This is a genomic window from Pseudalgibacter alginicilyticus (assembly GCF_001310225.1).
In the GTDB taxonomy this organism is placed as follows: domain Bacteria; phylum Bacteroidota; class Bacteroidia; order Flavobacteriales; family Flavobacteriaceae; genus Pseudalgibacter; species Pseudalgibacter alginicilyticus.
Genome location: NZ_CP012898.1, coordinates 3,360,386 through 3,380,259, shown reverse-complemented (window position 1 = coordinate 3,380,259; position 19,874 = coordinate 3,360,386). Strand labels below are relative to the sequence as shown.

General features: G+C 33.8%; 20 protein-coding genes. 6 read left to right on the top strand and 14 right to left on the bottom strand.

The features are described 5' to 3' along the window. Positions 1–10 precede the first annotated feature (10 nt). The 11 genes from rpsC to rpsL all read right to left on the bottom strand — a co-directional run bounded on the left by rpsC (position 11) and on the right by rpsL (position 7,283). Positions 11–730 carry a 30S ribosomal protein S3 gene (gene rpsC, locus APS56_RS13975; protein WP_054729557.1) on the bottom strand — a complete coding sequence of 240 codons (720 nt, stop codon included), beginning with the start codon at positions 728–730 and terminating at the stop codon, positions 11–13. Between the two features lie 9 nt (positions 731–739). Next, positions 740–1,147 (bottom strand): 50S ribosomal protein L22, encoded by a 408-nt coding sequence (gene rplV, locus APS56_RS13970; RefSeq protein ID WP_054729554.1) that lies wholly within the window; start codon positions 1,145–1,147, stop codon positions 740–742. A 6-nt stretch (positions 1,148–1,153) separates the two neighbouring features. Next, positions 1,154–1,432, bottom strand: a complete 279-nt coding sequence (rpsS, locus tag APS56_RS13965; protein WP_054729550.1) for a 30S ribosomal protein S19 — start codon at positions 1,430–1,432, stop codon at positions 1,154–1,156. Between the two features lie 3 nt (positions 1,433–1,435). Then, a complete protein-coding gene (gene rplB, locus APS56_RS13960) occupies positions 1,436–2,263 on the bottom strand; it encodes a 50S ribosomal protein L2 (RefSeq protein WP_054729547.1) in 828 nt (275 codons plus the stop codon). Between the two features lie 10 nt (positions 2,264–2,273). Beyond that, positions 2,274–2,564 carry a 50S ribosomal protein L23 gene (gene rplW / locus APS56_RS13955; protein WP_054729545.1) on the bottom strand — a complete coding sequence of 97 codons (291 nt, stop codon included), beginning with the start codon at positions 2,562–2,564 and terminating at the stop codon, positions 2,274–2,276. 5 nt (positions 2,565–2,569) lie between these two features. After that, positions 2,570–3,199, bottom strand: coding sequence for a 50S ribosomal protein L4 (gene rplD / locus APS56_RS13950; RefSeq protein ID WP_054729542.1), 630 nt, complete (start codon positions 3,197–3,199; stop codon positions 2,570–2,572). Beyond that, complete coding sequence (rplC, locus tag APS56_RS13945; RefSeq protein ID WP_054729539.1) at positions 3,199–3,816, bottom strand: 50S ribosomal protein L3; 618 nt, start codon at positions 3,814–3,816, stop codon at positions 3,199–3,201. Before rplC ends, rplD begins: the two co-directional genes overlap by 1 nt. Before the next feature lie 144 nt (positions 3,817–3,960). Then, positions 3,961–4,266, bottom strand: a complete 306-nt coding sequence (gene rpsJ, locus APS56_RS13940) for a 30S ribosomal protein S10 (protein ID WP_007650482.1) — start codon at positions 4,264–4,266, stop codon at positions 3,961–3,963. An 11-nt stretch (positions 4,267–4,277) separates the two neighbouring features. Next, a complete protein-coding gene (fusA, locus tag APS56_RS13935; protein ID WP_054729535.1) occupies positions 4,278–6,404 on the bottom strand; it encodes an elongation factor G in 2,127 nt (708 codons plus the stop codon). 6 nt (positions 6,405–6,410) lie between these two features. Further along, positions 6,411–6,887 (bottom strand): 30S ribosomal protein S7, encoded by a 477-nt coding sequence (gene rpsG, locus APS56_RS13930; RefSeq protein ID WP_054729532.1) that lies wholly within the window; start codon positions 6,885–6,887, stop codon positions 6,411–6,413. 21 nt (positions 6,888–6,908) lie between these two features. Next, positions 6,909–7,283, bottom strand: a complete 375-nt coding sequence (gene rpsL / locus APS56_RS13925) for a 30S ribosomal protein S12 (protein WP_034043278.1) — start codon at positions 7,281–7,283, stop codon at positions 6,909–6,911. A 227-nt stretch (positions 7,284–7,510) separates the two neighbouring features. On the opposite strand from rpsL, the gene APS56_RS13920 reads away from it, so the two are divergent. The 5 genes from APS56_RS13920 to rlmB all read left to right on the top strand — a co-directional run bounded on the left by APS56_RS13920 (position 7,511) and on the right by rlmB (position 15,369). Next, positions 7,511–9,157 (top strand): POTRA domain-containing protein, encoded by a 1,647-nt coding sequence (locus APS56_RS13920; protein ID WP_236778427.1) that lies wholly within the window; start codon positions 7,511–7,513, stop codon positions 9,155–9,157. A 115-nt stretch (positions 9,158–9,272) separates the two neighbouring features. Then, on the top strand, positions 9,273–12,404 hold the full coding sequence (locus APS56_RS13915) for a SusC/RagA family TonB-linked outer membrane protein (protein ID WP_054729527.1): 3,132 nt from the start codon (positions 9,273–9,275) through the stop codon (positions 12,402–12,404). A gap of 4 nt (positions 12,405–12,408) precedes the next feature. Then, positions 12,409–13,863 carry a RagB/SusD family nutrient uptake outer membrane protein gene (locus APS56_RS13910; protein ID WP_157757679.1) on the top strand — a complete coding sequence of 485 codons (1,455 nt, stop codon included), beginning with the start codon at positions 12,409–12,411 and terminating at the stop codon, positions 13,861–13,863. Between the two features lie 26 nt (positions 13,864–13,889). Further along, entirely contained in the window at positions 13,890–14,567 is a 678-nt protein-coding gene (locus tag APS56_RS13905; protein WP_054729521.1) for a hypothetical protein, read from the top strand. A 64-nt stretch (positions 14,568–14,631) separates the two neighbouring features. After that, the gene (rlmB, locus tag APS56_RS13900; RefSeq protein ID WP_054729518.1) at positions 14,632–15,369 is read left to right on the top strand and encodes a 23S rRNA (guanosine(2251)-2'-O)-methyltransferase RlmB; all 738 of its coding nucleotides are present in this window, start codon (positions 14,632–14,634) and stop codon (positions 15,367–15,369) included. Positions 15,370–15,429: 60 nt separating this feature from the next. Here rlmB and APS56_RS13895 read toward each other — a convergent pair whose 3' ends face one another. Next, entirely contained in the window at positions 15,430–16,161 is a 732-nt protein-coding gene (locus tag APS56_RS13895; RefSeq protein ID WP_054729516.1) for a rhomboid family intramembrane serine protease, read from the bottom strand. A 160-nt stretch (positions 16,162–16,321) separates the two neighbouring features. Between APS56_RS13895 and APS56_RS13890 the strand changes: the two genes are divergently transcribed. After that, positions 16,322–17,599: a replication-associated recombination protein A gene (locus tag APS56_RS13890; protein WP_054729513.1), complete on the top strand. Its 1,278-nt coding sequence runs from the start codon at positions 16,322–16,324 to the stop codon at positions 17,597–17,599. A gap of 16 nt (positions 17,600–17,615) precedes the next feature. Here the strand turns inward: APS56_RS13890 and APS56_RS13885 are convergent, their stop codons facing one another. Together APS56_RS13885 and APS56_RS13880 are read right to left on the bottom strand one after the other, a co-directional pair. After that, positions 17,616–18,428: a hypothetical protein gene (locus APS56_RS13885; protein ID WP_054729511.1), complete on the bottom strand. Its 813-nt coding sequence runs from the start codon at positions 18,426–18,428 to the stop codon at positions 17,616–17,618. 28 nt (positions 18,429–18,456) lie between these two features. Further along, the gene (locus APS56_RS13880) at positions 18,457–19,872 is read right to left on the bottom strand and encodes a DUF5723 family protein (RefSeq protein ID WP_054729509.1); all 1,416 of its coding nucleotides are present in this window, start codon (positions 19,870–19,872) and stop codon (positions 18,457–18,459) included. Positions 19,873–19,874: the final 2 nt, after the last annotated feature.

Sequence of the window (19,874 nt, the reverse complement as noted above, 5' to 3'; positions counted from 1 at the left end):
TTATAAAAAATTACTTTCTACGACGAGGTTTAGAATTCCCATCTCTCGACGCTCCACCTTTTCCTTGCTTCTTGGACAATCCAACAAGTGGAGAAAGTTCTCTTTTACCATACACTTCGCCTTTCATGATCCACACTTTCACACCTAATCTACCATAAGTAGTGTGTGCCTCAACAAGTGCATAGTCAATATCGGCTCTAAAGGTTGATAAAGGAATACGTCCTTCTTTGTAGTGTTCTGAACGTGCCATTTCAGCACCATTTAAACGACCACTAATTTGGATTTTTATCCCTTCTGCATTCATACGCATAGTAGCAGCAATAGCCATCTTAATTGCACGTCTGTATGAAATTCTATTTTCAATTTGACGAGCGATGCTTGATCCTACCAAAAACGCATCAAGTTCTGGTCTTTTGATTTCAAATATATTTATTTGAACCTCTTTACCTGTAATCTTTTTAAGCTCTTCTTTTAACTTGTCTACCTCTTGACCGCCTTTACCAATAATGATACCTGGACGAGCCGTAGTGATAGTAACGGTTACAAGCTTTAAAGTTCTTTCAATGATTACTCTACTAACACTAGCTTTAGCTAAACGTACGTGTACGTATTTTCTAATCTTATCGTCTTCGGCAAGTTTATCTCCATAATCATTACCTCCATACCAGTTAGATTCCCATCCTCTGATAATACCTAAGCGATTTCCGATTGGATTTGTTTTTTGTCCCATACTTCTATCTTAGCTTTGTGTGTTATTGTTAGCTCCAACTACTAATGTTACGTGGTTAGAACGTTTTCTTATTCTATGTGCGCGACCTTGAGGTGCTGGACGTAATCTTTTTAACATAGATCCGCCATCAACTCTAATCTCTTTTACGATTAATTCAGCTTCTTCAAGATTAGCCTCTTCATTTTTAGATTGCCAGTTTGCAATAGCAGACAATAACAATTTTTCTAATTTACCAGAAGCTTCTTTTTGGTTGAATTTCAAAATATTAAGCGCTTTTTCTACGCGTTCACCTCTTACTAAATCGGCTACTAAACGCATTTTTCTTGGTGATGTAGGACAGTTATTAAGTTTTGCAAAAGCCACTTGCTTTTTCCCTTCCTTAATAGCGTCTGCCATTTGTTTTTTACGACTTCCCATTGCTTACTATTTTTTACCTTTATTTTTAGCACCTGCATGCCCACGGAATGAACGTGTTGGTGAAAATTCTCCAAGTTTATGACCAACCATGTTCTCTGTAACATATACAGGTACAAATTGACGGCCATTGTGCACTGCTATCGTTTGTCCAACAAAATCAGGAGTAATCATACTGGCTCTAGACCAAGTTTTGATAACTGTTTTTTTGTTAGTTTCAACATTTACAGCAACTTTTTTCTCTAATTTATAATGAACGTAAGGTCCCTTTTTTAATGATCTTGCCATGTCTTATTTCTTTCTACGTTCTACAATATATTTATTACTTGCATTCTTTTTAGAACGGGTTCTGTATCCTTTAGCTGGAACACCATTTCTAGAACGAGGGTGTCCACCAGAAGATTTACCTTCACCACCACCCATTGGATGATCAACAGGATTCATTACAACTGGTCTAGTACGCGGACGTCTGCCCAACCATCTTGTTCTACCTGCTTTACCAGACACTAACAATTGGTGATCTGAATTAGATACAACACCTATAGTAGCCATACAGTTAACAAGAATTAATCTTGTTTCACCTGAAGGTAATTTAATAGTTGCAAATTTACCATCTCTTGCCATTAACTGAGCAAAAGCTCCAGCAGAACGAGCCATAATAGCTCCTTGACCTGGACGTAACTCTACACAAGAAATAATAGTTCCTAATGGAATTTGGCTAAGCGGCATTGAGTTTCCAATTTCTGGAGCAATACCCTCTTGACCTGACACTACATTTTGCCCAACTTGCAAACCATTTTGAGCAATAATGTATCTTTTTTCGCCATCTTGATAATTCAATAAAGCTATAAAAGCAGTTCTGTTTGGATCATATTCTATTGATTTCACTTCGGCAGGAATACCTGCTTTGTCTCTTTTGAAATCGATAATACGATACTTTCTTTTATGACCTCCACCAATATAGCGCATGGTCATTTTTCCTTGACTGTTTCTACCACCAGACCTTTTATTCGGAGCAAGTAAACTTTTCTCCGGCTTATCAGTAGTAATGGCGTCAAATCCATTAACTACTCTAAATCGCTGTCCTGGTGTGATTGGTTTTAATTTTCTTACTGACATTAGTCTTTAATTACATGTTACTGTATAAATCAATCATTTCACCTTCCGCCAGTTGTACAAGTGCTTTTTTAACAGCATTTGTTTTACCATGTTGAATACCAGTTTTTGTGTACTTGGTACTACGATCTGGACGGACATTTATAGTACGAACTTTTTCAACAGAAACGCCATAGGTTGCTTCCACAGCCTTTTTGATTTCTACCTTGTTCGCCTTAGTATTCACCGCGAAAGTATAGCAATTTCTTAACTCGCTATCTGCTGTCGCTTTTTCTGTGATTATAGGTTTAATTAAGATACTCATGGTTTCTATTTACTTAAGTTTGATTCAATTCCTGCTAAAGCTCCTTCTAAAAGCACTACTTGATTTGCATTTAAAATCTTATAAGTACTTAATTCTGAAGACGTTACAACTTCAGAGCTTTTTAAATTGCGCGAGGACAAATATACGTTATTATTTGAGCCACCCAACACAAACAGTGTTTTTTTATCTTCAAGGTTTAAAGCCTTTAAAACGGCTGTAAAGTTCTTAGTCTTTACAGTATCAAAATTAAAGTCTTCTAAAACCGTGATAGCTTGTTCTCCTGCTTTGATACTGAAGGCAGATTTACGTGCTAAACGCTTCAAGTTTTTATTAAGTTTGAAGCTGTAGTTTCTTGGTCTAGGACCGAACATACGACCTCCACCTTTAAATACACCAGACTTAATACTACCTGCTCTTGCTGTACCAGTACCTTTTTGCTTTTTAATCTTACGTGTAGAACCTGAAATCTCAGCTCTTTCTTTCGATTTGTGAGTTCCTTGTCTTTGGTTTGCTAAATATTGTTTAACATCCAAATACACAGCGTGATTATTAGGCTCAATAGCAAACACATCTTTAGAAAGGTCTGCCTTTCTACCTGTGTCTTTTCCGTTTATATCTAAAACTGCTACTTTCATTATTTTCTAATAATTACATAAGAATTTTTGTGTCCGGGTACACACCCTTTTACAACGAGTAGATTTTTATCTGCTACTACTTTTAAAACTCTTAAATTTTCAACTTTCACTGTTTCTCCACCCATTCTTCCGGCCATTTTCATTCCTTTGAAAACTCTCGCAGGATATGAAGCGGCGCCAATGGAACCTGGAGCTCTTAAACGATTATGCTGACCGTGAGTAGCTTGACCTACACCACCAAAACCATGACGTTTTACAACACCCTGAAATCCTTTTCCTTTAGAAACTCCAGAAATATCAACAAATTCACCTTCAATAAAGTGCTCTACCGTTACAGCATCACCTAATTTGTACTCCTTATCAAAACCTTGGAATTCTACGATTTTGCGTTTTACAGAAGTTCCTGCTTTTTTAGCATGACCTAAGTCCGCTTTAGTAGCACTTTTTTCTGTCGCGTCATCGAAACCAAGTTGAATAGCTTCATAGCCGTCAACTTCTTCAGTTCTGACTTGGGTAACGATACATGGTCCAGCTTCGATTACTGTACAAGGAATATTTTTCCCTTTTTCATCGAAAATGCTGGTCATACCGATTTTTTTTCCAATTAACCCAGACATATTTATTATTTATTAATTATTACTATTTGTTATTTAAAACTCAAGGCTGAAAATACATTCAGCCTTGAATTGTATTTTTACCGTTTTTCCCTTGCACGCAGCTCAGGACATGTTTCGCTTAGACTGTGCTTAGCGATAATTTACTTATACTTTAATCTCTACTTCAACACCACTTGGTAATTCAAGTTTCATCAAGGCATCAATAGTTTTTGATGATGAAGAATAAATATCAAGTAAACGCTTATAAGAGCTTAATTGAAATTGTTCTCTTGATTTCTTGTTTACGTGTGGAGAACGTAATACAGTGAAAATTTTCTTATGTGTAGGTAATGGAATTGGTCCTGTTACCACGGCACCTGTACTTTTTACTGTTTTTACAATCTTATCAGCAGATTTATCTACTAAATTGTGATCGTAAGATTTTAATTTTATTCTGATTTTCTGACTCATTTTCTTAAGATTTACGATTCAATGCCTTTAGCAGCTTTAATAACTTCTTCTGATATATTAGAAGGTGTTTCAGCATAATGTGAAAATTCCATAGTAGACGTTGCACGACCAGATGATAATGTTCTTAAAGTTGTAACATAACCAAACATTTCCGATAGTGGCACAGTAGCTTTTACTGTTTTTGCTCCGGCTCTGTCACCCATATCACTAACTTGTCCACGACGTCTATTTAAATCTCCTACAATGTCACCCATGTTTTCTTCAGGTGTAATCACCTCAAGTTTCATGATTGGCTCCATAATTACTGCTTTTGCAGCTTTTGCAGCATTTTTAAATCCAAGTTTCGCAGCCAATTCGAAAGATAACTGATCTGAATCCACATCATGGTAAGATCCATCAGTTAATGTTACTTTCATAGCATCTACTTCATATCCAGCCAATGGACCATTAACCATGGCCATTTTGAATCCTTTCTCGATTGAAGGGATAAATTCTTTAGGAACGTTACCTCCTTTAATTTCAGAAACAAACTCTAAACCAACTTTTCCTTCTTCTGCAGGTTCTAATGTAAATACAATATCTGCGAATTTACCACGTCCACCAGATTGTTTCTTATAAACTTCTCTGTGTTCTGCACGTTGTGTAATAGCTTCTTTGTACTCTACTTGTGGCTGCCCTTGATTTACCTCTACCTTAAACTCACGTTTAAGACGGTCTACAATAATATCTAAGTGAAGCTCACCCATTCCAGAAATAATAGTCTGTCCTGAAGCTTCGTCAGTTCTTGCTGTGAATGTTGGATCTTCTTCAGCCAACTTAGCTAAAGCCATACCCATTTTATCAACATCTGCTTTAGTTTTAGGCTCTACCGCAATACCAATTACCGGATCAGGGAAGTCCATAGATTCTAAAACAATTGGATGTTTTTCATCAGACATGGTATCACCAGTCTTGATATCTTTAAATCCTACTGCTGCACCAATATCTCCTGCTTCGATAAAATCGATAGCATTTTGCTTATTTGAGTGCATTTGGTATATACGAGAGATACGCTCTTTTTTACCTGAACGGTTGTTCAAAATATAAGAACCTGCATCTAAACGACCTGAATATGCTCTAAAGAAAGCTAAACGTCCAACAAAAGGATCTGTAGCAATTTTAAAAGCTAAAGCAGCAAAAGGTTCGTTCACTGACGGCTTACGTCTTTCCTCTTTATCTGTATCTGGATTTGTTCCAACAACACTTTCTCTATCTAAAGGAGAAGGTAAGTAACGGCATACAGCATCTAATAAAAACTGTACCCCTTTATTTTTGAATGAAGACCCACATACCATTGGTATAATAGCCATATCCATTACAGCAGCTCTAAGTGCAGCGTGCACTTCTTCTTCTGTAATAGAATCTTCATCTTCCATGAATTTCTCTAATAAGTTTTCATCGTAAGATGCAACTTCTTCGATTAACAAAGCTCTATATTTACGAGCTTCTTCTTTCATATCTTCAGGAATGTCAATAACATCAAATGTAGACCCGTAGTTATCATCATGCCATACAATAGCTCTGTTTTTAACTAAATCTACAATACCTTTAAAGTCAATTTCATCACCAATATTCAAAACAATTGGCACTGCATTAGACTTTAACATATCTTTTACTTGTTGACAAACACCTAAAAAGTTAGATCCTTGACGGTCCATTTTATTAACGAAACCAATTCTAGGCACTTTATAGTTGTCAGCTAGTCTCCAGTTAGTTTCAGATTGAGGCTCTACACCATCAACTGCACTAAATAAGAATACAAGACCATCAAGTACACGTAAAGAACGATTTACCTCTACGGTAAAATCAACGTGACCTGGAGTATCAATAATATTAAAATGATAACTTTGCGCATCTTCGGTTGGCTCTCCATTTTCTTTAGGAAACACCCAGTCACAAGTTGTTGCAGCAGAAGTAATAGTAATACCTCTTTCTGCCTCTTGTTCCATCCAGTCCATTGTTGAAGCCCCATCATGAACCTCTCCAATTTTATGAGACACCCCCGTATAAAAAAGAATACGCTCTGTTGTTGTAGTTTTTCCTGCATCAATATGCGCAGCAATACCTATATTTCTTGTTAATTTTAAATCTCTTGCCATGTCCTATTAAAATCTAAAGTGAGAGAATGCTTTATTGGCTTCTGCCATTTTGTGAGTATCTACTCTTTTCTTAACGGCCGCTCCTTCTTCTTTAGCTGCTGCCAAAATTTCTGAAGCTAAACGTTGCGCCATAGATTTTTCGTTTCTTTTACGTGAATAGCTAATCAACCATTTCATTGCTGTAGAAACTTTACGGTCTGGACGAATTTGCATTGGGATTTGAAATGTTGCACCTCCAACACGACGGCTACGCACTTCTACGTGAGGCATCACATTAGACAAAGCATCTTTCCACACCTCTAAAGCTGTTTTTTCTTCGTCAGTTTTTTTAGACTCTACAATATCAATTGCATCGTAGAATACTTTAAAAGCGACAGACTTTTTTCCATCCCACATCATCATGTTAACGAAACGAGTTACTAACTGATCGTTAAAACGTGGATCCGGTAAAAGCGGTCTCTTTTTTGCTGCTCTTTTTCTCATGTCTTCTTCTTAAAGTTTTAATTACTTCTTAGGGCGTTTAGCACCATACTTAGATCTACGTTGCGTTCTACCCGAAACACCTGCCGTGTCTAAAGCACCACGTACAATGTGATATCTAACTCCTGGTAAATCTTTTACCCTTCCACCTCTAACCAATACTATCGAGTGCTCTTGTAGATTGTGTCCTTCTCCACCAATGTATGCATTAACCTCGTTACCGTTTGTCAAACGAACCCTTGCTACCTTACGCATTGCTGAGTTAGGTTTTTTTGGAGTTGTCGTGTAAACACGAGTACACACACCACGTCTTTGCGGACAAGAATCTAAAGCAGCCGATTTACTCTTCTTGGTTATTTTGGCTCTTCCTATTCTTACTAATTGTGAAATTGTTGGCATATATATTATATATAAATTTTAAAATCCTCTTTTAAGAGGGCTGCAAAGGTAAAAATTAAAATGAATAATTCAAATCCTAATTCATTAATTTTTAAGAGTTTTCAAAAAATATTTCGACTCCCATATTATAAGTGTTCTTTTTCCGTTAGATTTACACAAAAACAAAGCTGAATTTCAACGTGCTGAAAACATCATATTTACTCCTTATTATATATACCTTTTTTTCTTTGGAAGCATTTTGCCAAAATTTACATCTAAAAATTAATGGAAAAAGCAATGATGATATTGAAATACTAAAAAAAATAGACTACAAAAAAAAACACATAAATTACACTTCCATAACACAAGAAGTTAACGCACTACAAAAACAACTATATAAAATAGGATATATTGAGAATAGTCTTGACACAATTGATCAAATTAACGATTCTACTTTTGTTGCAACAATTCAATTAAAAACAAAATACAACACCATATATATATACTACAATAAAAATGTAATTGAACCTTCAATGATTCAATTCATTTCTAAAACCATGCATGACAATTATTTTGTGATTGATATTGAAAACACCGAAAGCATTTTAACACATTTAAACTCTAAACTTATAGAAAAAGGATTTCCTTTTTCTAAATTATATTTATCTCAAATTGAAGTAAAAAAGAACAATCAACTAAAAGCAGATTTAATAATTGAATCAAAAACTCAAAAACGACTGCTAAACAATATTATCATTAAAGGCTATGAAAATTTTCCAAAAGCGTATTTGAAACATTATTTAAAAATTAAAAAGAATAAGATTTTCAACCTAAAAGAAATAAAAGAAAAAGCAGCACAATTAAACAATTTAAGATTTGCTAACACAATCAAGCCTCCTGAAGTTTTGTTTTCAAAAGATTCTACTACCCTATATATGTATATAAAAAAAACAAAAAGTAATGGCTTTGATGGTTTTTTAGGTTTTGGCACTAATGAAGAAACTACTAAATTAGCGTTTGATGGTTATGTTAATCTAAGCCTTGAAAACAACTTAAATTATGGTGAAACTTTTAAACTTGAATATAAAAGTGATGAAAATGACCAAAAAACCTTTAATGCAGATTTAAGTCTCCCTTATTTATTTAACACCCCTATTGGCATAGATTTTCAATTAAATATTTTTAAAAAAGACAGCAGTTTTACCACTGTCAATCAATCAGCTAAAATACACTATCAAATAAACCCTAAACACAAAATATCAACAGGTATTTCTTCCGTTGAATCTAATAATCTTTTAAACACAACTTCCACTTTATTTATAGAAGATTACAAATCAAATTATGCCACCTTTGAGTACCAATACTTAAAATCTCAGCATCAAAATCTATTATTTCCTATAAAAACAGCCTTATATTTGGAAACAGGTATTGGCAAACGAAAAACACTAGAAACCTCTGAAAAACAAACCCAATGGCTCATTGATAGTTACAAAATAATAGCGCTTAACAACCAAAATAGTGTTTTTTTAAGAATGAACGCAAAAAACATAATTTCAAACACTTATTTTGAGAATGAATTATTACGCTTTGGTGGCATTAATTCCATAAGAGGTTTTGAAGAAAATAGCATATTAGCTTCCTTTTATGGCTTAACAAATATTGAATACCGCTACCAACTTAACAGCAACATATACTTACATTCTATTACCGATATAGCGTATTTTGAAAACCAAATAAATAACACCAAAGAAAAACTTTACGGCTATGGTTTTGGGTTCGGAATTTTAACAAAATCTGGCTTGCTAAAATTCAATTATGCCAATGGAAAAAATGAGGGCAGCCCATTCAAAGTATCTAATTCCAAAATACACATAAGCCTTGTTGCTAATTTCTGAAAATACACCCATTTTTTTAATCATCTTATCAATAACAATAAATTTTAACCATTATTTATTGTTTTATTAACTTATTATTAAGATTTTTACGTTGACTAATTCAAATAATTATAACATGAAAACAAAGTTTAGTGGAATACTAACGCTATTGTTAGCGTTTGTCGTGCAACTAACGTTCGCACAAGAAAAGACTATTACAGGTATCGTATCAGACAACTCTGGTTTACCGCTTCCTGGGTCTACAGTCTTAGTAAAAGGAAGTACATATGGTACTTCAACAGATTTCGATGGTAAATATTCAATAACAGCAAACCAAGGGTCTACTCTTGTTTTTAGTTTTATTGGATATACTAAAAAAGAAGTCAAAGTAGGAGAATCAAACACAATTAATGTTACACTAACAGAAGACGCAACCTCACTTGATGAAATTGTCATTACTGGTGTTGCTGGTGCAACTTCAAGAAACAAATTATCTGTAACTGTAAACAAAGTTGGAGAAAAAGATCTTCAAGATATACCAACCACATCTGCCGCAAGTGTTTTACAAGGTAAAGTTGCAGGTGTTAATGTAACCAATTTAGGACAACCAGGACAAGGGGCCAATATTCAATTAAGAGGAGCTAATAATTTCTTTGGTTCTCAAGCACCATTAGTAATTGTAGATGGTGTATTTGTTGAAGGGGGACTACAAGATGTAAATTCTGATGACATCGCCTCTATTGAGGTTGTAAAAGGTGCTTCGGCATCTGCTCTTTATGGTTCTCGCGCAGGGAATGGTGTTATTGTTATTACAACTAAAAGAGGTAAAGAAGGTGTAGTAAGTGTTACTTTAAAATCTGAAATTGGGTTCTCTAGATTAAACAATTTTGTTGAAACAAGTAATTCTCACCACTATCAATTAGCGTCAGATTGGGAGAACTACAAAGGTATATATACTAAATACGAAGGCATAAACTACCCTGCAAACTATGACAACGTAGATTACAGTGGCATATCAGGTTCTAGAATAGAAAGTGATGATCAATACGCAGACAATCCATATGGCGTTTTATATAATCCTCAAAAAGATTTCTTCAGATCTGGAACTACTTCTAATTTATATGTTTCAGCATCATCTGGTAGTGAAAAATCAAATGTATTTTTCTCTGCTGAAAAAAGTGATACTGAAGGAGTATTAAAAGAAACAAAAGGTTACGAAAGAGTTGCTGCTAGATTAAATGCCAATTATAAAATCAATGATTGGTTAACTTTAGATGCTTACAACAACTTTATTAGAACAAACGACCAAGCTCCAGGTGGTACTGGTGACATATTTTTTGATTTACTTATCTCTCAACCAGATTCTAATTTAAACGGAACAAATCTTAATGGGCAACCTTACGTACTGGTTCCTAATAGATTTGAAGAAACATCAACCAATCCTATTTATCCACTTTGGTCAAATCCTGAAAGAGAAACTATAAATAAGTTTCTAGGCTCTTATAAAGTGAATCTTAAATTTACTGATTATTTAAATTTTGATGCAGAGTATGCTATTGAAACTTACGACTCTAAATATACAGATTTCAACTCCAATGAAAATCTAACAACTGGAGGAACGCAAGCGACTTTGTTTACACAAAGTATACAAGGAAACTACTACATGTTCCATTCTAGAAACACATCGCAAAAAGCACAATTCACGTTAAATTTCTATAAACAATTTGACGAATTAAATGTAACCTCTAAATTGAGTTATTTAATGGAGGATAGCGATTATTCAGAATTTGACTCCTATGGATCTAACCAAATATATGATGGTGAAGCAATATCATTAGATAACTATCAAGACGCATTTATATCATCAGACGAAGAATCAATAAATGCTAGAAACGTATTTGGTATTATTGGTTTAGATTATAAAGACCGCTATATTTTGGATGCCATGTTCAGAACAGATGGATCATCTACCTTTGGTGAAAATGAGAAATGGAATAATTATTATCGTGTGTCTGGGGCCTACAGAATCTCAAAAGATTTAAATATAGACAATATTGACGAAATGAAATTCCATGTTGCTTATGGTACAGCTGGTCAAAGACCAGGATATGACTGGCAATATAGAAGAAAACTAATTGAAAGTGGTGTTTTAGGTCTTAGTATAGCAGCAAACCCAGATTTAAAACCATCACAAACTTCAGAATTAGAATTTGGTTTTTCAACAAAATTATTTAACAGAATTAACTTTGAAGCGGTTTACTCACAATCAAAAACAGAAGACCAATTTATGTTAGTTGATTTATTTCCACCACTTTCAGGTGGTTATGACAAACAATGGGTAAATGCTGGAACACTTGAATTCGAAACAATAGAAATGAGTTTAGGTGCAGATATTTTTAGAGATGGAGACTTTAAATGGAATACCAACATCATATTTGATACTTCATCCAACGAAGTTACCAAGCTAAATGTTAGTCCACAAACAGTAGGACCTAATGATGATGATGGAACCGCTACCACGGTTAATTATGCTGGTGAAGTTTTTAGAATTGAAGAAGGCATTGAACACGGAACTATGTGGGGATATCAATTTGTAAGCAATCTTGACCAAATGGCTGACCAATTACCTACAGGTGCATCTATTGATGATTATGTAGTTAATAGAGATGGTATAGTAGTTGAAAGAAATACTATTGGAACTTCTTTAGAAAAACCTATTGATTTAGTTGATGAAAATGGCGACAAAGTCTTAGGAGATATTGGTAATGCTAATGCAGATTTTAAAGTTGGATTTAGAAATGATTTTAGCTACAAAAATTTCGGATTATACATGCTTGTAGATTGGAAACAAGGCGGGGATATTTACAACAGAAATGCACAATGGTTAACTCGTGACAATAGACATGTTATGATGGATCAGTCTGGCTATGCAGAGTCTGAAAAGAAATCTATCAATTACTACCAAGGTTTATATGCTGTAAATCAAGATTACAAATACTGGGTAGAAGACGGTACTTATGTTAAACTTAGAGAAGTTTCTTTATTCTACACTTTACAAAAAGACCAATTAGCTGGTGTTGCAAATGGATTTTTTGATTCAATAAGAGTGGGACTTACAGGAACTAATTTATTAACCTTTACAGATTATTCTGGTTGGGACCCAGAAGTACAGCTATATGATTCAAGCACACAACAATATTTTGCTGTAGATCAGAATTCTTACCCTGTAACTTCAAGTTACAAACTATCAATCCTGTTTAAATTTTAAGACTATGAAAAATTTTAAATTATATACAATATTTCTATTCATCTTGGCTGTTTTCAGTTCATGTGATGATTTTGATGCCTCTTTGGATACGCCTTATACTGCCAATCCAACACCAGAGGAAGTAGCAAGTGAAGCTACAGCTTTAAGTGCATTCCAATCTTGGTTTAGTGCTGTTAATTCATATGATGGCCCAGCATTAATGTTAACAACTATGGCAGATATGCGAACTTGTTCTCATGGAAATCAAGGTATGAACGATATGTCTGGAGAACCAAGAAAAGCTTGGGATAATAACCCCGGGTACTCTAATGCTTCTGCTTCCGAAGATTATTACACAGCACTATACACGCTACTTGCAAACCAATCTACTGTTATTAAAAACATCAATGAAGGGACGCTTGCTACAGAAGACCCTGCTAAAACTGAATCTTTAGCTAGATTTGGTCAAGCGGTCGCTATAGGTTACATTGCTTTGGTTTATGATCGTGTATGGATTGTAGATGAAACAGGTCCATTATTTGATAGCGAAGCTACAAGTCCTGCTTTAGCTATGGATGTTGCTCTTGAAAAATTAGATAGAGCTATAGAATTGGCAGATAACAACACGTTTACTGTAGATGCTATAAATGGTTTATCATTAACAAGTGAAGAATGGTCAGAGTTTTTAAACTCTATGGGCGCTAGATTATTAGCAAATACACCAAGAAATTCAACTCAACGGGATGCTTTAGATTGGGATAAAGTTTTAAATTATGCCAACAACGGAATAACCTATGATGTTGAAATATTATGGGATGGGGCTGTAAATTGGTGGAGCGAATGGCTATACTATGCTAATGTATCAGGATGGGCACGAGTTGATATGCGAGTTGTTAATCTTTTAGACCCTTCAAGTCCTGCTCGTTGGCCTGCCTCTGCATCCATATTGGATCCAGCAACTAGCAATGATAGTAGATTGGATACAGACTTTGAGTATTTAGATAGTCAAGGTTTTAGACCTGATAGAGGTACATATCATTACTCTAACTACAGACATTCTCGATATGATGAAGAAATTTTTGTATCAGAGCAAACAGCTGCTGTACCTGAAATGCTAATTGCTGAGAACGATTTATATAAAGCCGAAGCTATTTTAAGGTCTGGAGGTGCTATAGCGGATGCAGTTACTATTATAAACGCATCTTCTCGTGTTCTTAGAGGTGAATTAACACCACTTAGTGAAACCGCTTCTTTTGATGAAGTCGTAGATGCCATCCATTACGAAAGATCTATTGAATTATTAACATCCGGTATGGGAATTGGTTTCTTTGAAATGAGAAAAAATGACCTATTACAAATAGGTACCCCTTTACATTTACCAGTACCAGGAGCTTACCTTTTAGCAGGAGGATATGAAAATTACACCATTGGAGGTGTAAGTAATGCTGATGGAATTGATGTTTCTAATGGAGGCTGGTAATTTTGTTTAATTCTAAAAATAAAAAAATGAAAAAATTCAATAAACTTTTTACATATAGTTTAATATTCATCGCTTCATCGCTATTCATTTTGTCTTGTGAAGATGATGATAAATTAGAAAGTGATTCAGGCAAAGTAATCCCTGAAATCTTTAATTTTAATGGTCCTAGTGTTGGTTTTGTTGGTTCAGAATTAATCTATAGTGTGTCGCCACCTAGAGGTGGTTCAGAATATATCTGGACAGTTTCAGGAGCTGAACTAAAACCTATTGAGGGAAGAACAGACAAAATGGGTATCCTTTTTACACAAAAAGAAGATCTTGTTACCGTAACAGTTAAAGAAAAAGCCTTTAATGGTTTAGAATCTGAGGTAAGTAGCATTGAAGATATCATTGTTCTTGGAACACCTTGCGAATGGACTGTTGATATGCAAGACGCTTATGCAGATGGCTGGAATGGCGCTTCATTAACATTTACAGTTGCTGGAGATATTGTTGTAGGCGAAGTAACTTTAGATAGCGGTGGAACCGGTACTGTTAAAGTTTTAGTTCCTACGGAAAGTGATTTGGAAATATCTTTTAATGAAGGAAGTTATGATGAAGAAGTTACTTATCAAGTATTTGATGCTTCTGGAAATAAAGTTTTAGATGAAGGCTTAAGTCCTACCGTAGGTGTTGTATATAGCGCACCTAATATTTGCCCATAATATTCTATCTTTTTTATTATAATGGGGCTACTTTTTAGTAGCCCTTTTTTTATACCTTTACCCCATGCAAGAACAAACACAAATTTTTGGCATTAGAGCTATTTTAGAAGCTATTAATGCAGGTGAAACCATAGACAAGGTCTTTCTTCAAAAAGGACTACATGGCGAGCTTTTTAATGAGTTAGAATCTTTAATTAACAAAAATGCTATTAATAAATCGTATGTGCCAGTTGAAAAACTTAATCGACTGACTAAAGGTAATCATCAAGGTGCTGTGGCTCAAATATCACCGATAGCTTTTCATGACATAGAGATCCTTGTAACTACAATTATAGAATCTGGAAAAACGCCTTTATTTTTATTATTAGACCAATTAAGTGATGTTCGAAATTTTGGAGCTATTATCCGTACTGCTGAATGTACAGGAGTGAATGGTATTATTGTTCAGAAAAAAGGTGGAGCACCTGTTAATGGCGATACTATTAAAACAAGTGCTGGTGCTGTTTTTAAAATTCCTATTTGTAAAGTAGACCATATTAAAGACGCTGTATTTTACATGCAAGCATCAGGAATTAAAGTAATTGCCGCTACCGAAAAGACAAATAACCTCATATACGATATTTCATTTAAAGAGCCTTGCGCTATTATTATGGGTTCGGAAGATAGAGGTATCAACCCATCCATTTTAAAAGTGGCGGATGACAAAGCTAAACTACCATTACTTGGCGATATTGAATCGTTAAATGTATCTGTAGCTTGTGGAGCTTTTTTATATGAAGCGGTAAGACAACGACTATCTTAGGTTGCTTAAATAATTAAATTTATTAGAGTATTATATTAGTTGTCCAATAAATATAATTGCTTATTCTTTGGAGTTATTTTTTTTATAAATGTAATGCACAGAAGGCTGTTCTTGTTCCATTTCTGGCTCTATAATTTCTATAAAATTACCATCCTTATCAAAGTGTTTTAAAAACGGATCGTCATCCTCATTATAATCTGGCTGTTCCCATCGATACTTTTTAGGTTTTGCTATCGACTTTCTGAAAAACAAAGCAAAAATAAAACCTGTTATTAACCCTGATAAATGCCCTTCCCATGAAATACCTTGTTCAATGGGCATGGTGTACCAAATCATACTTCCATAAAGAAAAACAACTAATAACGATAAAGCAATAAGCCTAAAGTGTTTTGCAAAAACACCCTTAAAAAAAGTAAAACTAACCAGTACATAAATAAGGCCACTTGCACCAATATGATAAGATGGTCTGCCAATACACCAAGTTAAAAAACCTGAAATTAAAATTCCAAGAAATAATATTTTCCAAGCAATAGATCGATAAAAATAAAACAACGCCATCGAAAGCACAAAAAGTGGCACTGTATTGTGATAAATGTGTGTTATACTTCCATGAACAAATGGACTAAAAATAATGCCGCGTAAACCTTTTAAACTTTGTGGATAGATACCATATTTACTAAAATTATAACCAAAACGGACTTCAAACCAAAATATCAACCATATTATTAGCACAAACAATACGGGATAAAAAAGAACTCCAGTAGTAAATTTAAAATGTTGTTTAGTATCCATAATTTCATAAATATATCAAATTACAATCCATTATTACCATTTATGATAAATTGTCAGCAACTAATAAAAACGATAGGGTTCATTAAACCGTATTATCAAAACCAAGAAATTTAAAACAATAAGATTCCTTAATGCAAAAGAATTGTTATAATTTTACGATATGAATGAGCCATTAGCAGAACGATTACGGCCTAAAACATTAAATGATTATGTGAGTCAGACTCATTTAGTAGGGCCACAAGGGACATTAACCCTTCATATTAAGCATGGTTTAATTCCATCAATGCTATTTTGGGGCCCTCCTGGCACTGGAAAAACAACACTTGCCAATATTATTGCTACCGAATCTGGCAGGCCATTTTACACCTTGAGTGCCATAAATTCTGGAGTTAAGGATATTAGAGACGTTATTGATAAAGCAAAACAAAGTGGCGGTTTATTTACGACTAAAAACCCCATTTTATTTATTGATGAAATTCATAGATTTAGTAAATCACAACAAGATTCGTTGCTTCAAGCTGTTGAAAAAGGATGGATTACGTTAATAGGTGCTACTACTGAAAACCCCAGTTTTGAGGTGATTCCCGCTCTACTTTCTCGCTGTCAAGTATACGTTTTAGAATCCTTTTCTAGGACGGATTTGGAAACGCTTTTAAAGCGCGCTATTGAAAAAGATGAATATATTTCAAAAAAAAGAATAACACTTAAAGAAACTTCTGCTTTATTGAAATTATCGGGTGGTGATGCTCGAAAGCTTTTAAATATTTTTGAATTAATTGTTAATTCAGAAATATCAAACCACGTTTCAATTACCAACGAACTGGTTTTACAAAAAGTTCAAAACAATACGGTACACTATGACAAAACAGGCGAACAACATTACGATATTATTTCGGCTTTCATAAAATCCATTCGCGGCAGCGATCCAAACGGCGCCGTTTATTGGTTAGCAAGGATGATAGAAGGTGGTGAGGATGTAAAATTTATTGCTAGACGTTTGCTTATTTCTGCAAGTGAAGATATTGGCAATGCCAATCCAACAGCCTTAGTGATTGCTAATAATACTTTTCAAGCAGTTTCTACAATTGGGTTTCCAGAATCTCGTATTATTTTAAGCCAATGTGCTACCTATCTAGCTTGTTCACCAAAAAGCAATGCCGCTTATGCTGCTATAGGAAAAGCACAACAATTAGTAAGAGAAACTGGTAATTTATCAGTGCCTTTAGAACTTAGAAATGCCCCCACTAAACTAATGAAAGAGTTGGGTTATGGCGATAATTATAAATACGCCCACAACTACGAAAACAGCTTTGCCAACCAAGAGTTTTTACCAAAAGAGGTGTCAGGAACAACCCTTTATGAACCAGGAAACAATATGCGCGAAGATGCCCATCGTAATTTTTTAAAACAACGTTGGAAAGATAAATATGGGTATTAACCATATGGTGAAAAAACTAAAACTTAATAGTTAAAACTTCTTGTATTAACTGATCATTCTCATAGTATTCTAAAATCCACTTATCTTCTTTTTGATACAAAGTTGCGTTTTTGCCTTCTACCAAAAATACATTGTCAATGCCTGTTTTTTTGATTTTATAAACCACTGAAGGCGTACTATCTACCAATTGAAAACCATGATCAATAGCTTGCGCATATAAAATTTCATGTTTTGTTGTTAATTTTTCAACAGGAAGTTGAGCTGAAACTTTTGGTTTTTCAAAAACAGGATTAGATCTATTTTTTATTTCTTCAATATTTTCTTCTAGTTCCTTTTTCTCCCTTAGAGCCTGAACCTCTTCTCTTAATTTTTTAACTTCATCGGAATTATCACTTCCAATGTTAGAAGAAGTTGAGGCTAAAATGGCTTCATTTGGCACATACTTATAGTTTAAAGCTTCAATAGATATAAAAGCATTCCTTAGCGCTTCTGTATAAGCTTTATCAAATTGCTTTTCTCTACTTTCTCCAACTTCAGAGGTATAAACAATTCTATCATTGCAATCTTTTAGCTCTACACTCAATTTTGTTTTAAACATCCCAGAATCTTTTAAAACATCAGCTTTTAATCCTAAGCATCTGTTTACAAGTAAATCTGAAGGGTATTCTTCACCTTCAATTAAAGCTTCAAAACCATATTTATTAAACAAAAATTGTGATAATTCATTTAATCTATATTCATTCGTTTTTTTTAAAAAATCAAACTTTTTAGCAACTATAACATACTTATAATTGTTTAAATTAGTTTGTGAAAAAACGTTTGATGCCATGAAAGCAATAATTAGTATGCAAAAAAACTTAGTCTTCATTTTTATTAAATATATAGTTAAAACCTAACTGTAAAGATACACTTTGAGCATTATATATGTTTTGATATTCTAAAAAATTATCTGCCATCATATAAAAATTGACATTTCCTAACTGAGCAGAAAGCCCTAACCCAATGTTTGTAAAAGAATACGAATCTACTGTATAAGTGATTTTAGCACTTAAGCCCTTGAATAAATGTCTAAAATAATAAGCTGTTAAAGCTGCTTGTGGTTGCTTAGGTCTATTTATGACATACAGTTGTCCGCCAACTGCGTTTTGATACCCCTGATTTGCTTGTAAACAATAACAGTCTTTAAAACGCTTTTCACCAAACGAATAATTAAGTGATGTATTTAATTTTATTGGTCGCCACGTAATATAGCTGTTAGTGTTAATCTCTGAATCAAATAAATCTTCAAAATCTTCTTCTATATTACTCCAATAATCATCTGCTGTTTGATTTTCTGTACTTTCAAAAAAAAATGGATCAATCCCCTCAAAGGTATACTGATTTTCTAATTTATAATTCTCAATATCTTTACTATGCTTTATAAATCCAACATCTAACAAACTCGCATCAAATGTCCATTGCTTATCTATTTGATAAGTAAATCCCACATCAAAACCTAAACCAAGATTTCCACCTAACAAAAAACGCTTTTGTAAAGTACTAATATCATTTTTAATATCTGAGTTTTCATCATCTAATAAACTTATAATTCCTGAAGTATTAAGTTCTAAATCTAAATCGAAAATGTGGTTATAAAAGTTGTTTTCCCCTTGGGTAGTAATAAAACTTCCCTTATTTTTAATTGAACTAACATTGGCTACACTTGAATAAACTTTTCCTCTTATACCATAAGTTAACTGTTCATTTACTTTTTTATTGAACCCAATATGAAATACAGAAATCATTTCTCCACTAAAATTTAAATCTCCGGTATCAAAACGTCGATTTATATTTTTTTGATTGCCTTCAAAAGCTAAGACGATATAATCTTTAGGAACGTATGAAATAAAATCAAATTCTTGATAAAGTCCGAAACTGATGTATTTATTTTTATTATAGCTACTTCCAAAAGCAAATCCACCAGAAAAAATATCTAACTGTTCGTTAACAGAATAAAAATCGGTTGAACGCATACCGTATATAGCATTTTTAAGTTTGGTGTTAAAATTAATACCATCGTCTGCAAAAATATCATATACGGTGCTACCAGAAGCTCCTACTTGTACATGAAAATGCGATATCAATGGTATTCCAAAATACCAATCATTTTTTACATTTCCCCCAGGGTTGAGCATTAAAGATTGTGGTATTTCAGAAAAACCATATAAAATTTGCTTGTTTTGTGAAAAGGCAAAACATGACACGAATAAAATAAAAAAGCAAACTTTATTCATAA

Coding starts and splice junctions, on each gene's coding strand:
- rplV (WP_054729554.1), bottom strand. CDS start 1,147: ATGGGAAGTCGTAAAAAACAAATGGCAGACGCTATTAAGGAAGGGAAA.
- APS56_RS13905 (WP_054729521.1), top strand. CDS start 13,890: ATGAAAAAATTCAATAAACTTTTTACATATAGTTTAATATTCATCGCT.
- rlmB (WP_054729518.1), top strand. CDS start 14,632: ATGCAAGAACAAACACAAATTTTTGGCATTAGAGCTATTTTAGAAGCT.
- rpsG (WP_054729532.1), bottom strand. CDS start 6,887: ATGAGAAAAAGAGCAGCAAAAAAGAGACCGCTTTTACCGGATCCACGT.
- rpsL (WP_034043278.1), bottom strand. CDS start 7,283: ATGCCAACAATTTCACAATTAGTAAGAATAGGAAGAGCCAAAATAACC.
- APS56_RS13880 (WP_054729509.1), bottom strand. CDS start 19,872: ATGAATAAAGTTTGCTTTTTTATTTTATTCGTGTCATGTTTTGCCTTT.
- rplD (WP_054729542.1), bottom strand. CDS start 3,199: ATGAAAGTAGCAGTTTTAGATATAAACGGAAAAGACACAGGTAGAAAG.
- rplW (WP_054729545.1), bottom strand. CDS start 2,564: ATGAGTATCTTAATTAAACCTATAATCACAGAAAAAGCGACAGCAGAT.
- APS56_RS13890 (WP_054729513.1), top strand. CDS start 16,322: ATGAATGAGCCATTAGCAGAACGATTACGGCCTAAAACATTAAATGAT.
- fusA (WP_054729535.1), bottom strand. CDS start 6,404: ATGGCAAGAGATTTAAAATTAACAAGAAATATAGGTATTGCTGCGCAT.
- APS56_RS13895 (WP_054729516.1), bottom strand. CDS start 16,161: ATGGATACTAAACAACATTTTAAATTTACTACTGGAGTTCTTTTTTAT.
- rpsC (WP_054729557.1), bottom strand. CDS start 730: ATGGGACAAAAAACAAATCCAATCGGAAATCGCTTAGGTATTATCAGA.
- APS56_RS13910 (WP_157757679.1), top strand. CDS start 12,409: ATGAAAAATTTTAAATTATATACAATATTTCTATTCATCTTGGCTGTT.
- rpsS (WP_054729550.1), bottom strand. CDS start 1,432: ATGGCAAGATCATTAAAAAAGGGACCTTACGTTCATTATAAATTAGAG.
- APS56_RS13915 (WP_054729527.1), top strand. CDS start 9,273: ATGAAAACAAAGTTTAGTGGAATACTAACGCTATTGTTAGCGTTTGTC.
- rpsJ (WP_007650482.1), bottom strand. CDS start 4,266: ATGAGTCAGAAAATCAGAATAAAATTAAAATCTTACGATCACAATTTA.
- rplB (WP_054729547.1), bottom strand. CDS start 2,263: ATGTCAGTAAGAAAATTAAAACCAATCACACCAGGACAGCGATTTAGA.
- rplC (WP_054729539.1), bottom strand. CDS start 3,816: ATGTCTGGGTTAATTGGAAAAAAAATCGGTATGACCAGCATTTTCGAT.
- APS56_RS13885 (WP_054729511.1), bottom strand. CDS start 18,428: ATGGCATCAAACGTTTTTTCACAAACTAATTTAAACAATTATAAGTAT.